The organism is Streptomyces sp. NPDC057682, from assembly GCF_042799575.1.
Classification (GTDB): domain Bacteria; phylum Actinomycetota; class Actinomycetes; order Streptomycetales; family Streptomycetaceae; genus Streptomyces.
Window position 1 is genome coordinate 459,608 of record NZ_JBHVIN010000006.1, and the last position, 14,164, is coordinate 473,771.

Annotated in this window: 12 protein-coding genes, 2 rRNA genes and 1 riboswitch; of the genes, 1 reads left to right on the forward strand and 13 read right to left on the reverse strand. The window is 69.9% G+C overall.

Annotated elements, in window-relative coordinates; all coding sequences use genetic code 11:
• Nucleotides 1–69 precede the first annotated feature (69 nt).
• A complete protein-coding gene (gcvP, locus tag ACFVDM_RS14200) occupies nt 70–2,955 on the reverse strand; it encodes an aminomethyl-transferring glycine dehydrogenase (RefSeq protein WP_383637970.1) in 2,886 nt (961 codons plus the stop codon).
• Nucleotides 2,956–3,148: 193 nt separating this feature from the next.
• A riboswitch (glycine riboswitch) is annotated at nt 3,149–3,246 on the reverse strand.
• A gap of 113 nt (nt 3,247–3,359) precedes the next feature.
• On the opposite strand from gcvP, the gene ACFVDM_RS14205 reads away from it, so the two are divergent.
• Complete coding sequence (locus tag ACFVDM_RS14205) at nt 3,360–3,728, forward strand: PRC-barrel domain-containing protein (protein ID WP_383637973.1); 369 nt, start codon at nt 3,360–3,362, stop codon at nt 3,726–3,728.
• Here the strand turns inward: ACFVDM_RS14205 and ACFVDM_RS14210 are convergent.
• The 12 genes from ACFVDM_RS14210 to ACFVDM_RS14265 all read right to left on the reverse strand — a co-directional run.
• Complete coding sequence (locus tag ACFVDM_RS14210; RefSeq protein WP_383637976.1) at nt 3,653–5,134, reverse strand: DNA polymerase IV; 1,482 nt, start codon at nt 5,132–5,134, stop codon at nt 3,653–3,655. The two genes, ACFVDM_RS14205 and ACFVDM_RS14210, sit on opposite strands and share 76 nt — an antisense overlap.
• A gap of 100 nt (nt 5,135–5,234) precedes the next feature.
• The gene (locus ACFVDM_RS14215) at nt 5,235–5,852 is read right to left on the reverse strand and encodes a MerR family transcriptional regulator (RefSeq protein ID WP_383637979.1); all 618 of its coding nucleotides are present in this window, start codon (nt 5,850–5,852) and stop codon (nt 5,235–5,237) included.
• A 158-nt stretch (nt 5,853–6,010) separates the two neighbouring features.
• Nucleotides 6,011–6,484: a bifunctional nuclease family protein gene (locus ACFVDM_RS14220; protein ID WP_006123076.1), complete on the reverse strand. Its 474-nt coding sequence runs from the start codon at nt 6,482–6,484 to the stop codon at nt 6,011–6,013.
• Nucleotides 6,485–6,537: 53 nt separating this feature from the next.
• A complete protein-coding gene (locus ACFVDM_RS14225) occupies nt 6,538–7,281 on the reverse strand; it encodes a MerR family transcriptional regulator (RefSeq protein ID WP_383637982.1) in 744 nt (247 codons plus the stop codon).
• Nucleotides 7,282–7,321: 40 nt separating this feature from the next.
• A complete protein-coding gene (locus ACFVDM_RS14230; RefSeq protein ID WP_383638046.1) occupies nt 7,322–8,239 on the reverse strand; it encodes an FHA domain-containing protein in 918 nt (305 codons plus the stop codon).
• 61 nt (nt 8,240–8,300) lie between these two features.
• Nucleotides 8,301–9,095, reverse strand: coding sequence for a DUF881 domain-containing protein (locus tag ACFVDM_RS14235; RefSeq protein WP_383637984.1), 795 nt, complete (start codon nt 9,093–9,095; stop codon nt 8,301–8,303).
• Nucleotides 9,096–9,100: 5 nt separating this feature from the next.
• Nucleotides 9,101–9,433 carry a small basic family protein gene (locus ACFVDM_RS14240; protein WP_003970459.1) on the reverse strand — a complete coding sequence of 111 codons (333 nt, stop codon included), beginning with the start codon at nt 9,431–9,433 and terminating at the stop codon, nt 9,101–9,103.
• Complete coding sequence (locus ACFVDM_RS14245; protein WP_383637987.1) at nt 9,430–10,356, reverse strand: DUF881 domain-containing protein; 927 nt, start codon at nt 10,354–10,356, stop codon at nt 9,430–9,432. Before ACFVDM_RS14245 ends, ACFVDM_RS14240 begins: the two co-directional genes overlap by 4 nt.
• Before the next feature lie 154 nt (nt 10,357–10,510).
• Nucleotides 10,511–13,006, reverse strand: coding sequence for a sugar phosphate nucleotidyltransferase (locus ACFVDM_RS14250; protein ID WP_383637990.1), 2,496 nt, complete (start codon nt 13,004–13,006; stop codon nt 10,511–10,513).
• 112 nt (nt 13,007–13,118) lie between these two features.
• A complete protein-coding gene (locus ACFVDM_RS14255; RefSeq protein WP_266776362.1) occupies nt 13,119–13,727 on the reverse strand; it encodes a CDP-alcohol phosphatidyltransferase family protein in 609 nt (202 codons plus the stop codon).
• Nucleotides 13,728–13,895: 168 nt separating this feature from the next.
• Nucleotides 13,896–14,012, reverse strand: a 5S ribosomal RNA gene (rrf, locus tag ACFVDM_RS14260).
• Between the two features lie 79 nt (nt 14,013–14,091).
• Nucleotides 14,092–14,164: ribosomal RNA gene (locus tag ACFVDM_RS14265) — 23S ribosomal RNA — on the reverse strand; the annotation flags it as partial.

Sequence of the window (14,164 nt, forward strand, 5' to 3'; positions counted from 1 at the left end):
GGAGAGATCTCCGCACCGGCCCCCACGCGTGTCCGCGTCACGCCGCCCGTTCGCGACGCCGCCCCCGGATCAGTCGTCGTACGCGTCCAGCGGCGGGCACGAGCAGACCAGGTTGCGGTCGCCGAAGGCGCCGTCGATGCGGCGCACCGGCGGCCAGTACTTCTCGGCGGGCGAGACCCCGGCCGGGAAGACCGCCGTCTCGCGGCTGTAGGCGTGCGCCCACTCCCCGCCCAGCGCGGCCGCGGTGTGCGGAGCGTTGGCCAGCGGGTTGTCCTCCCCGCTCCACTCGCCCGAGGCCACCTTCTCGATCTCGGCGCGGATGGCGATCATCGTGTCGCAGAAACGGTCCAGCTCCGCCAGGTCCTCGCTCTCGGTCGGCTCGATCATCAGCGTGCCGGCGACCGGGAACGACATGGTCGGCGAGTGGAAGCCGTAGTCGATGAGGCGCTTGGCGACATCGTCGATGCTGACACCGGTGGCCTTCGACAGCGGCCGCAGGTCCACGATGCACTCGTGCGCGACGAGACCCGCCGGGCCGGTGTACAGGATCGGGTAGTGCGGCTCCAGCCGCTTGGCGATGTAGTTGGCCGCGAGTACGGCGACCTGCGTCGCGCGCTTGAGGCCCTCGCCCCCCATCAGGCGTACGTACGCCCAGGAGATGGGCAGGATCCCCGCCGAGCCCCAGGGCGCCGCCGAGATCGGTCCGACGCCGGTCTCCGGGCCCGCGGCGGGCTGCAGCGGGTGGTTCGGCAGGTACGGCGCAAGGTGGGCGCGCACACCGACCGGGCCGACGCCCGGACCGCCGCCGCCGTGCGGGATGCAGAAGGTCTTGTGCAGGTTCAGGTGGGAGACGTCGCCGCCGAAGCGGCCCGGCTTGGCGAGACCGACCAGCGCGTTCAGGTTGGCGCCGTCCACGTACACCTGGCCGCCGGCGTCGTGGACCTCGGCGCAGATGTCGGCGACGTGCTCCTCGAAGACACCATGGGTCGACGGGTAGGTGATCATCAGCACCGCGAGCTCGTCGCGGTGCTGCGCGATCTTGGCGCGCAGGTCCTCGACGTCGACCTCGCCGTCGTCGGCGGTCTTCACCACGACGACCTTCATCCCGGCCATCACGGCGCTCGCGGCGTTGGTGCCGTGGGCCGAGGACGGGATCAGGCAGACGGTCCGGTTCTCGTCACCGTTGGCGCGGTGGTACGCGCGGACGGCGAGCAGCCCGGCGAACTCGCCCTGCGAACCCGCGTTGGGCTGGAGGGAGACCGCGTCGTAACCGGTGACCTCGGCCAGGCGCTCCTCCAGCTCGTGGATGAGCGTCAGGAAGCCCTCCGCCTGCTCGGCCGGGGCGAACGGGTGCAGCGCGCCGAACTCGGGCCAGGTGATGGACTCCATCTCGGCCGTCGCGTTCAGCTTCATGGTGCAGGAGCCGAGCGGGATCATGCCGCGGTCCAGCGCGTAGTCCTTGTCGGCGAGGCGGCGCAGGTAGCGCAGCATCGCGGTCTCGGAGCGGTGCTGGTGGAAAACCGGGTGGGTCAGGATCGCGTCGTCGCGCAGCAGCCCCTCGGGCAGCGCGTCGGCGGTCGTGGCGTCCAGCGCCTCCACGTCCGCCTCGACGCCGAAGGCGGCCCAGACGGACTCGACCAGGGCGCGGGTGGTGGTCTCGTCGCAGGCGAGGGAGACGGTGTCGGCGTCGACGAGGCGGAGGTTCACCCCGCGGGCGCGGGCGCCCTCGACGACCGCGGCGGCCCCGCCCGGGACGCGGACGGTGAGCGTGTCGAAGTGGGCGTCGCCGACCACCTCGACGCCGCCGTCGCGCAGCCCCCGCGCCAGGATGGCGGCGTAGCGGTGGGTGCGGCGCGCGATGGTCCGCAGCCCTTCGGGGCCGTGGTAGACCGCGTACATGCCGGCCATGACGGCGAGCAGCACCTGCGCGGTGCAGATGTTGCTCGTGGCCTTCTCACGGCGGATGTGCTGCTCGCGGGTCTGGAGCGCCAGCCGGTAGGCCTTGTTCCCGTCCGCGTCCACGGAGACGCCGACGAGGCGGCCGGGAAGGCTGCGGGCGAACTTCTCGCGGACGGCCATGTAGCCGGCGTGCGGTCCGCCGAAGCCCATCGGGACACCGAAGCGCTGGGTGGTGCCGACGGCGATGTCCGCGCCCAGCTCGCCGGGCGAGGTGAGCAGCGTGAGCGCCAGCAGGTCGGCGGCCACGGTGACGATCGCGCCCAGCTCGTGGGCCTGCTCGACGAGGGGGCGCAGATCGCGCACGGCTCCGGAGGCGCCGGGGTACTGCAGGAGCACGCCGAAGACGCCGCGCTCGGCGAGGTCGGCCGGGATCCCGTCGCTCAGGTCCGCGACGACGACCTCGACGCCGGTGGGCTCGGCCCGGGTCTCGATGACCGCCACGGTCTGCGGCAGGGTGTCGGCGTCGACCAGGAAGACGCCCTGCTTGACCTTGCCGACGCGCCGCGCCAACGCCATGGCCTCGGCGGCGGCGGTGCCCTCGTCGAGCAGCGAGGCACCGGAGGTGGGCAGCCCCGTGAGGTCGGCGACCATCGTCTGGAAGTTCAGGAGGGCTTCGAGGCGGCCCTGGGAGATCTCGGGCTGGTACGGCGTGTACGCCGTGTACCAGGCGGGGTTCTCCATGACGTTGCGGAGGATCACCGGCGGGGTGAAGGTGCCGTAGTAGCCGAGCCCGATCATGGGGGCCAGCACCTGGTTGCGGTCGGCGAGCGTGCGCAGCTCGGCCAGGACCTCGGCCTCGGTACGGGCGTCCGGCAGGGCCAGCGCCTCGGCGCTCTTGATCACGTCGGGCACCGCGGCGGCGGTCAGCTCGTCCAGCGAGCCGTAGCCGACCTGGGCGAGCATCTTCGCCTGGGCCTCGGCATCGGGACCGATGTGGCGCTGCTCGAACGGGATTCCCTGTTCCAGCTGGGCGAGCGAAGGGCGACGGGGGGTCATGATGGAGGCCTCCTGGTCTGTCACGACCTGCGAGGGGCACCACGGCGCGGGGTGCCCGAACGGCCTCCCCCTCTGTCATCTCAACCTGAGAGCTTCACCGGTGCCCGCGGGGCGCACCGGTTTTCACCGTCGGTGAGGGAGGGACCCGGCACGGCTCACGCCGTACGGAACCCGCCCTGCTTTCCAGAGTGACCTCGTCCGTGCGGTACGGGGGCCTGAGAGATTCCGGGGAGGATTTGCTCCTTCGGCGCCCTCCGGAGGGCTTCCGGAGGACTCTCCCGCACGGGGTCAGCAGCCGTATCCAGCCTACCAGCGGGGTCCCCGGCTCCCTTCCCGAGTGGCCGGGACCACGATTGTGGACTTCTGTAGTGCCTGTGGAGTAGCCGCGACCAGTGGGAGGGACCGTGCAGACCGACATCGATCCGCGCAGCCTGATCGGCCGCAAGGCGTTCGACCGCAAGGGCACCAAGATCGGAACCGTCGACGAGGTGTACCTCGACGATGCCACCGGTGTGCCGGAGTGGGCGGCCGTCCGCACCGGACTGTTCAGCCGGGACGCCTTCGTCCCCCTGGAGCCGAGCGAACTGGTCGACGAGACGCTGCGCGTCCCCTTCGACCGCTCCCTGATCAAGGACGCCCCCGACTTCGGCGTGGGTCGCCATCTCTCGCCGGAGCAGGAGCTCCAGCTCTACCGGCACTACGGTCTGGACGCGGCGCCCGACGCCGGCGGCCCCGACCGTGACTTCGGCAGGCTGGCCGGCCACGAGGAGTAGTCCGCCGGATCGCTCACGAGCGGCAGGGGCTCGGCGGGCCGCAGCTGCGGGTCGTCGATCCGGAACGTCCGCACCCGGCCCGGCCGCGATTCCGGTTCCTCGAACCGCACGGTGACGCGGCCGACCCCGCTCCCCTGCACCCAGCCGTGTCCGTGTGCCTCGTGGTGCACGTCGTGCCCGGCCGGCCAGCGCCGCGCGGCCCGCTGCTCGGGGCTCTCCTCGCTCTCCCCGCCGTCGGGCGCAGGACGGCCGTCCCCGGGCTCCCTCGGTGCGCCCTCGGGCCGGTGGGGCCCGGCGGCCTCGGCGGCGGCCCCGGCGGCCGCCGCGCGCTCTCCGGCCGCCTGCGCGAAGAGATCCTCCTGGGTGAAGTCGGCCAGCCCCGTGACACCGACGCCGAGCAGCCGTACGCCCCCGGTGGTGTCCACGCCTTCCAGGAGCCGCGCCGCGGCCTCCCTGACCACTGTGGGGTCGTCGGTGGGCCCCCGGAGCGTCTCGGAGCGGGTCAGCGTGGAGAAGTCGTAGCGCCGCACCTTCAGGACCACCGTGCGCCCGGAGCGCCCGGCCCCCTTCAGCCGGTGGACACAGCGGTCGGCGAGCCGTTCGACCTCGGTCCTGATCCGGACCCGGTCGTGCAGATCCGCGTCGAAGGTGTCCTCGACGGAAACCGACTTGGCGTCCCGTTCCGCGACGACGGGCCGGTCGTCGTGGCCCAGGGCCATGTGGTGCAGCGCGGTGCCGTGCGCCTTGCCCAGCAGCCGTACGAGCTCCGCCTCACCGGCCTCGGCGAGGTCGTCGACCGTGGTCATACCGGCCCGGCGCAGATGGTCGGCGGTGGCGGGTCCGACCCCGGGCAGGGTGCGCACGGGCATGGGCGCGAGCAGTTCCCGTTCGGTACCCGGTTCGATCAGCAGGATACCGTCGGGTTTGGCCTCCTCCGACGCGATCTTCGCCAGCATCTTGGAGCCGGCCAGTCCGACGGAACCGCTGAGTCCGGTCACGGCCGTGATGGCCGTGCGCAGCTGGCGGCCGATCTCCAGGGCGGAGGCGCTGTCGTCCGCCGTCCCGCCGGCCTCCAGGTCGACGAAGGCCTCGTCCAGGCTGAGCGGCTCCACCAGCGGGGACAGCTGACCCAACAGCGCCATGACCTGGTCGCTCACCGTGCGGTAGAGGCCGAAGCGCGGGACGAGGTAGGCGGCGTTGGGCGCGAGTCTCCGGGCCTGGGCCATGGGCATCGCCGAATGCACCCCGAAGCGCCGGGCCTCGTAGGAGGCGGTGGCGACGACCCCGCGCGGCCCCAGCCCGCCCACCACGACCGGTTTGCCGCGCAGGCTGGGCTTCGCCGCCTGCTCCGCCGAGGCGTAGAAGGCGTCCATGTCCAGATGCAGGATGGTGGGCGCGGCTCTCACATCACCCGATGGTGCCCTACGGCACTGACAGTCGCCCCGTCACGACGACGGCCACGCGCCGGATCCTCCGGTGCGTGGCCGTCCTGCCGTACGGGAGCGGTCAGCCGGCCCGGTTGCGGCGGCGGGCCAATTCGTCGGTGGGGTTGTTGCCGATCAGTGTTTCGCCGGTGTCGACGCGCTCCCCGTGGAGCTGGGAGAGGGCGGCGTCCACATCGCGCCAGACCACACCGACGGCGATCCCGAAGACGCCCTGACCGCCCTGGAGCAGATCGACGACCTCGGCGGGCGAGGAGCATTCGTAGACGGTCGCGCCGTCGCTCATCAACGTCATGCGTTCGAGGTCCTGGAAGCCGCGGGCCCGCAGGTGCTGCACGGTGGTGCGGATGTTCTGGAGGGCCACGCCGGTGTCCAGGAAGCGTTTCACGATCTTCAGCAGGACGACGTCCCGGAAGCTGTAGAGCCGCTGGGTGCCGGAGCCGTAGGCCGGGCGGACGCTCGGCTCCACCAGCCCCGTACGGGCCCAGTAGTCGAGCTGCCGGTAGGTGATGCCGGCGGCGGCGCAGGCCGTCGGTCCTCGGTAGCCGATGTCGTTGGCCGCTGTCACGCCGTCCCCCGCCACGGCGGCCGGTGCGACCGGCTGCCTGATGGTGTGGCCGGCCGTACTCCCCTGCTGCGGATACGGCGCGCCCGCTGCCGTACCGTCGCCGCTGTTTCTCACGCCGACCTCCGTCCTTGACCTGCCCACTCGAAGGTAGGCAGTCACTCGGGGTGCGTCAACGATCGCCACACTCGGCACGCCGAGTGATAATCACCCTGAGGGTGGTTTCCCGTGCCGTTCGACCGGGAAAGGCTTGTCGGATGCGCGCCCCGGGGACGTCACTGGCTGTTCGTACCGAAGTCCTCCGGTGAGATCTGGTCGAGGAACTCGCGGAACTTCTCCACCTCGTCCTCCTGCTCGTCCGGGATCGCGATCCCGGCATCGTCGAGCACCCCGTCACTGCCGTAGATCGGCGTTCCGGTGCGCAGGGCGAGCGCTATGGCGTCGGAGGGACGCGCGCTCACCTCGACCCCGCTGGCGAAGACCAGCTCCGCGTAGAAGACCCCTTCCCGGAGATCCGTGATCCGGACCTCGGTGAGCTCCTGGCCGACGGCCTCGAGCACATCCTTGAAGAGGTCATGGGTCAGCGGTCTGGCGGGGGCCATGCCCTGCTGAGCGAAGGCGATCGCGGTCGCTTCACCGGGACCGATCCAAATGGGGAGGTACCGGTCGCCTCCCACTTCACGCAGGAGCACGATCGGTTGGTTGGAGGGCATTTCCACCCGGACACCCACAACGTCGAGCTCGTTCACACAGCAACCCTAGGACGTGCTCGGCAGGTTTGGGTAGTCGGGCACCGTCCGGATCAGTGGAGACGGATCTGCAGGGCGGTCTGGACGAGCGCCGCGTGGAGCCGTACGGACAGCTCCGCCAGCTCCCTCGCGGTGGCCTCCGCATGGGCTCTGGTCTGCGGATTCCTGTGGCGGCGCAGAGGCGCGACGACCTGCTCGATGAGCCCGGCCTCACGGTCCGCGGCGGCCCGCATCGCGCGAAGATGCCGGGGTTCCAGACCGAATCGCCCCAGATCCGCCACAAGCCTGGCGACGTTGACCATCTCGGAGTCGTAGCCGCCCTCGGCCGTCGGCGCGACGAGCCCGTACGCCTCCCAGGCGTCCAGATCGCTCTCGGTGACCTCCGCGGCGGCCAGCAGCTCCGCCCGGCCGATACGGGCCGCGGTGGCCCGCCCCGATCCCGTGGTCCAGGCGCACTCGCCCTGCTCCCGTTCCCCGCCCGGGGACGGCAGCGCGACCTGCTCGCCCCGGGCGAGGGCGTCCAGGTGCTCGCGGATGACTTTCAGCGGAAGATAGTGGTCCCGCTGCATCCGCAGCACCTGCGCGAGGCGCTCGACGTCCTCGGCGTGGAACTTGCGGTATCCGGAAGGGGTGCGCTGCGGTTCGACGAGCCCTTCGGCCTCCAGGAAACGAATCTTGGAGATCGTGACCTCGGGAAACTCGTCCCGCAGCCTCAGGAGCACCGTGCCGATGCTCATCGGCCGGTCGTCGGCGGTGGCGGTGCCGTGTCCGGCACCGCCCGTCGGTGTTCTCAGCATGGCCCTTCCTGGGGGTCCCCCGAACGGAGTCGGGGGCGGATCAGATACCGCGCTGGCTCGCGTAGAAGACCAGCCGGTACTTGCCGATCTGCACTTCGTCGCCGTTGGACAGCGCGACGGAGTCGATGCGCTCGCGGTTGACGTACGTGCCGTTGAGGCTCCCCACGTCCCCCACGGTGAAGCTGCCGTCGGCGTTCCGGCGGAACTCCACGTGCCGGCGCGAGACCGTCACGTCGTCGAGGAAGATGTCGCTCTGCGGGTGGCGGCCGGCCGTGGTCAGCTCGCTGTCCAGCAGGAAGCGGCTTCCCGAGTTCGGCCCGCGGCGCACCACCAGGAGCGCCGAGCCGAGCGGCAGGGCGTCCACGGCCGCCTGGGCCTCGGGCGAGAGCGACGGCAGAGCCGTCTGCCCGGTGGCCTCCGCCTCGTAGGCCTCCAGCCCCGAGATGGAGATGGTCGACGTGGTCTCCGAGGCGCGCTCGGGGACTCCGCCCCGCAGCGGCGCACCGCAGTTGGAGCAGAAACGGCTCGCTTCGGTGTTGCGGTGACCGCACCTCGTACAGACCGGCATGGACGAAGCCTCCTGCCCCGGGGCGAACCCTCCACCCGTACTTGAGGTTGACGGTGCTCCGAAACCTATGCGGCCGGCACCGGCAGGGTCAACAGACGACGCGCCGGAACCACCCGAAATGTCACCCCCCGAACCTGCCACCTGATCGCGGAAGAGCGGGCGTTCGCCGCCCTGCTCCTCGTTCTGGCCGTGGCGCGGTGCGCGATGGCGTGCGGCGTCATCGCGTGCGCTCTTGCCGAACAACTTCCCAAACAACTTCACGGGCGATTCCCCTTGACCGAAACAGACCCGCCCGTGGGGCAGGACGAACCCTGAATGAACACACCTGCCGACCCGGACATCTTCACAACGTCCGTAGCCACTCGACAGTTTCCACCACGCACCACCGATACGGTGCGGCGACCCCCCGCAACCTCCGGCCCGTGTCCCCCGACGCCCTCACGCCCCCGGTTCACTGGGCCGATGATCGAGCGTAGTCAGGCCGCTCCGCCGGTCGCAAGGCGTCGACGACAATGTCGTCGGACTGTGCCACATGCACGGTGGCCTGCTCCTTCTCCAACGTCTGCACCACACCACCGGGGATGTTGAGCGCCGGTTCCAGATCCTGCGGCTTGCCGATGACCTTGAAGACGTACGGGGCGGAGATCTTGCGGTCGTCCACCTCGACGGCACCGCCGTCACCGGAGAAATACGTATGGGCCACCACACGCACGCCGTTGACCTCGATCGCCTCGGCACCGGCCGCACGCAGCTCCTGGAGCGCGTCGAGCAGCATGTCCGCCTGCACGGCGTCCCCCGGATCGTTGATCGTCAACGTGATACCCGGGCCGTGCACCGCAACGGTACCCGCGAGGATGCCGAGTTGACGCTCCTTCTCGACCGTCTGCTTACGGGCCTCCTCGGCCTGGTCGGAGCTGTTCTCCAGCTCCGTGCGCTGGTCGTCGAGACGCTGCTTCTCGTCCTCCAGCCGCTGCGTACGGTCGTCCACCTCGTCGAGGATGCGGACCAGGTCCTCCTGGCGGGCACCGCGCAGCGCGCTGTTGTCGCTGTTGGACCGCACCTGGATCGCCAGGCCCAGTCCGAGGACGAACAGCAGCAGCGCAACGATGAGTTGGGCGCGGGTGACCCGGGGCGGCCAGAGGCCTGCCACCAGCCGCTGACGCCCGGTGAGCGGCCGGGGCGCCGGTGCGGGCTCCCCGGCCTCCGCCGCCTCGTCCGGACCCTTGTCGTATGCGTCGTCGCTCATCGGCCTCAGGCCCGGAAGACGTGCCGGCGGATGGCGGCGGCGTTGGAGAAGATGCGGATGCCGAGGACGACCACGACCCCCGTGGACAGCTGCGCGCCGACGCCCAGTTTGTCGCCCAGGAAGACGATCAGCGCGGCGACGACCACGTTGGACAGGAAGGAGACCACGAAGACCTTGTCGACGAAGATCCCGTCGAGCATGGCCCGCAGGCCTCCGAAGACGGCGTCGAGGGCGGCCACGACGGCGATCGGGAGGTAGGGCTCCACCACCGCCGGCACTTCGGGCCGGACCAACAGTCCGACCACGACTCCCACGACGAGGCCCAGTACGGCGATCACGATGTGCCCTTCCCTGTGTGTGCCGCGCCACTGCCCGTGTCCGCGGCCTTGTAAGGCTCTGCTGTGCGTACGGTCAGGCTGGGAGCGGCCGGGAGGCTCACCTTCTCCTCGGCGGAGAGGCTGGTCCTGATGTCGAAGGTCTCCTTCAGCGCCTGAAGGTACTGGCCGTCGTCACTGTCCCGGAAGGCCGCGGCGAGCTTCTTCCCGTCCCCCACCGCGAGCACCGTGTACGGCGGCACCAGCGGTTTGTTGTCGACCAGTATGGCGTCGCCCGCGGCACGGATGGCCGACAGGGCGGTCAGCCGCTGGCCGTTGATGGCGATCGCCTCGGCGCCGGACTGCCACAGCCCGTTGACCACCCGCTGCATGTCCCGGTCGCGGACGCGCCCGGTGTCGGAGAAACCGCTGCTCTCCCGGGGTCCGCCGCCTCCCTGGTCGGAATCCTTCGCGTCGTCGACGACGAGCTTGACCCCCGGACCCTGCACGGGTGTCGCGCCGGAGAGCAGCGCGACCAGTTCGGCCTGGTCCCCGCCGTGCTTCTCCAGTGCCTTGCGCTGCCGCCGGTTCACGTCGTCGCGGACCTCCTCGACCTGTGCTTCGAGGGTGTCGGCGGCGTCCGTCTCGGCGTCGATGCGGTCGATCAGCTCCTCGCGCTCCTTCGCGAGGACCGGCGCCGCGACACGTGCCTGCGCGGCCCCGAGCGTGACGACGAGGGCCGCCAGCACCAGGCACGCGGCGAGCCCCAGCTTGGCCTTCAGCGTCCGGGGCATCCCGGCCCGCCCGTCGGCGTCACGACGCGCTGCGGCCTCCGCATAGCCGTCGTCCAGGCTGTGGTCCATCACATTGGTCAGCAGCGACATGGACGCGTCGGGGCGCGCGGCCGGTGGCGCGGTACTACTCCGATCGGGGGGCTGCTGCGACATGCCGCACATAGTCGCACGTCGTGGGGGCTAGCGCCGAATGGCCCCACCGATGCGCAGCACGGTCCGGCCCGCCCTGCCCGGACCGCACCGGCCCGCGCGGACACGGTCCGGCGGCCGGGCGGGAGCCTCGCCCCCGCGCCGGCCGCCGGTCACCTCACTGACCTGCGCTCTCGACGACGGCGGCCCACTCGTCCAGGAGCGCCTGCGCCGAGGCGTCGTCGGGGCCCTCGGCCCACAGATGGGTGACGGCCTCGGCCCGGTCGGGCAGCACCATCACCCAGCGGCCGTCGGCCTCGACCACGCGCACGCCGTCCGTCGTGTCGACGTCGCGGTCGCCGGCCGCCTCCACGACGCGGCGCATCACCAGTCCCTTGACGGCCCACGGCGTCGCGACGTCACGCCGCAGCACATGGGCGTGCGGAATGCGCGCGTCGATCTGGCTGAGCGTGAGCTGGGTCCTGGCGACCAACCCGATGAGCTGGACGAACGCGGCGGAGCCGTCGAAGACGCTGCTGAACTCGGGGACCATGAAACCGCCCCGGCCGTCGCCCCCGAAGATCGTGCCCTCCTCCCGCGCGACCCGGGTGAGGTCGTCGGGCGATGTCGTCGTCCACTCGACCTGCGTCCCGTGGTACGCGGCGACCTGCTCGGCGATCCGTGTGGTCGTCACGGGCAGTGCCACCCGGCCGCTGCGCCGCTCGGCGGCGACGAGGTCGAGCATGACCAGGAGAGCCCGGTCGTCCTCCACGATCCGGCCGCGCTCGTCGACGAGGGAGAGCCGCTCGCCGACCGGGTCGAACCGGACGCCGAAGGCGGCCCTGGCCGAGGAGACGATCTCGCCCAGCCGTACCAGACCGGAGCGTCTGGTCTCGGCCGTCTCCGTCGGCCGGGACTCGTCGAGGCCCGGATTGATGGTGAGCGCGTCCACGCCGAGCCGTCCGAGCAGGCTCGGCAGGACCAGTCCGGCGCTGCCGTTGGACGCGTCGACGACGACCTTGAGCCCGGCGTCGGAGATGCCCGTGGTGTCGACGTTGCGCAGCAGCGAGCCGGTGTACGAGTCGAAGACGCTGGACGGGAAGTGCAGGTCCCCGATCTCGCCGGGGAAGGCCCTGCGGTACTCCTGGCGTGCGTAGACGCGGTCCAGCTTGCGCTGGCGCGCCTGGGAGAGATCGGCTCCGCGTTCGTCGAAGAACATGATGTCGACGGAGTCGGGCACACCGGGCGAGGTGCGGATCATGATGCCGCCGGCACTGCCGCGCGCCGTCTGCTGCCGGGCGACGGGCAGTGGGACGTTCTCCAGGTCGCGTACGTCGATGGCGCTCGCCTGGAGCGCCGAGATGACGGCGCGCTTGAGCGCGCGGGCACCGCGGGAGTGGTCGCGGGCGGTGGTGACGGTGGCGCCCTTCTTGAGCGTCGTCGCGTACGCCCCGGCGAGCCGGACCGCGAGTTCCGGGGTGATCTCGACGTTCAGGATCCCGGAGACGCCGCGTGCGCCGAAGAGATGGGCCTGTCCGCGCGACTCCCAGATCACCGAGGTGTTGACGAAGGCACCGGCCTCGATGGTCTTGAAGGGGTAGACGCGCACATTCCCCTGGATGATCGATTCCTCGCCGACGAGGCATTCGTCGCCGATGACCGCGCCGTCCTCGATCCGGGCGGCCCGCATGATGTCGGTGTTCTTGCCGATGACGCAGCCGCGCAGATTGCTGTGGTCACCGATGTACACGTTGTCGTGGACCACGGCCTTGTGCAGGAAGGCGCCGCTCTTCACGACGACGTTCGATCCGATGACCGTGTGTTCCCGCAGTTCCACACCGGCTTCGATCTTTGCGTAGTCACCGACGTAGAGCGGCCCGCGCAGCACCGCGTCCGGGTGGACCTCGGCGCCTTCGGCCACCCAGACTCCCGGCGAGATCTCGAAGCCGTCGATCTCGACGTCGACTTTGCGTTCGAGGACGTCGGCCTGGGCCTTCACATAGCTTTCGTGGGTTCCCACGTCTTCCCAGTAGCCCTCGGCGACATAGCCGTAGATCGGCTTGCCTTCCTTCATGAGCTGCGGGAAGACGTCTCCGGACCAGTCGACGGAGACGTCCGCCTCGACGTAGTTGAACACCTCGGGTTCCATCACGTAGATCCCGGTGTTCACGGTGTCCGAGAAGACCTGGCCCCAGGTCGGCTTCTCCAGGAAGCGTTCGACCTGGCCGGCCTCGTCCACGATGGTGATGCCGAATTCGAGGGGGTTCGGGACACGGGTGAGGCAGACCGTGACCAGGCCACCCTTTTCCTTGTGGAAGGCGATGAGGTCGGTGAGGTCGAAGTCGGTGAGCGCGTCACCGGAAATCACCAGGAAGGTGTCGTCCTTCAGTGCCTCTTCGGCATTCTTGACGCTGCCCGCGGTGCCGAGCGGTTTCTCCTCGTTGGCGTAGGTGAGCTCCATTCCGAGCTCCTCGCCGTCCCCGAAGTAGTTCTTGACGAGAGAGGCCAGGAACTGGACGGTCACGACCGTCTCATTGAGCCCGTGCCGTTTGAGCAACCGAAGCACGTGCTCCATGATCGGCCGATTGGCGACGGGAAGGAGCGGCTTGGGCATGCTTGAGGTCATGGGGCGAAGACGTGTGCCTTCGCCGCCTGCCATCACGACGGCCTTCATGTCGGAAACGTCCTCCTTGAAGAGACGACGGTTAGCCGACTTCGCCCGTCAGGGCAGCATCTGTGTCATCAGCCGCGGGCCGGCCACGTTGCGCGGCACCGCATCAGCGAGCTCAATCGGCTACTGCATCCGCCTTGACCAGCCGGCGGACCTGAACCACGTAGAGGATCCCTGCCCACCAGTAGAGCGTTGTACCCCATCCTGCGAACGCCCATCCGAAAACGGTGGCCAACGATGCAAGCCAACCACTTCCGTCACTGAGCAGCAACAAGGGAAAGGCGTACATGAGGTTGAACGTGGCCGCCTTGCCCAGGAAGTTCACCTGAGGGGGCGGATAGCCGTGACGGCGCAGGATTCCCACCATCACGAGAAGCATGAGTTCACGAGCGAGCAGCGCTGCGGTGAGCCAGAGGGGAAGGATCTCCCGCCAGGTCAGACCGACGAGCGTGGAAAGAATGTAGAGACGGTCGGCAGCCGGGTCAAGAAGCCGTCCCAGACTGCTGATCTGGTTCCAGCGGCGGGCCAGCTTGCCGTCGAGGTAGTCGCTCACGCCGCTGAACATCAGAACGAGCAGTGCCCAGCCGTCGCTCTGGGGCCCGCCGAACTCCGGGCGGAGAATCAGCCACAGGAAGACAGGTACGCCGACGAGGCGCGCCATGCTGAGGATGTTGGGGATGGTGAGTACCCGGTCCGTCTGAACGCGAGTCTCCTGGACCTCCACCCGGGGGCCTCCTGTGAAGAACGTGCCAATGATGCCCCCTGACCCTACCCTCAGCCCCGGCCGGCGGGTGCACAGGGGTACGACTACACGCCCCGGCGACGAGATGCAACCGGACCGGAAACGCAGAAAAGCCCCGTGCCAACGGCACGGGGCTTTCCCACAAAGATTGTTCGGCGGCGTCCTACTCTCCCACAGGGTCCCCCCTGCAGTACCATCGGCGCTGAAAGGCTTAGCTTCCGGGTTCGGAATGTAACCGGGCGTTTCCCTAACGCAATGACCACCGAAACACTATGAAATTAACCAACACCGGACAACAACACGGCCGTTCGTTATTTCAGAACAAACACAGTGGACGCGAGCAACTGAGGACAAGCCCTCGGCCTATTAGTACCAGTCAGCTCCACCCGTTACCGGGCTTCCACATCTGGCCTATCAAC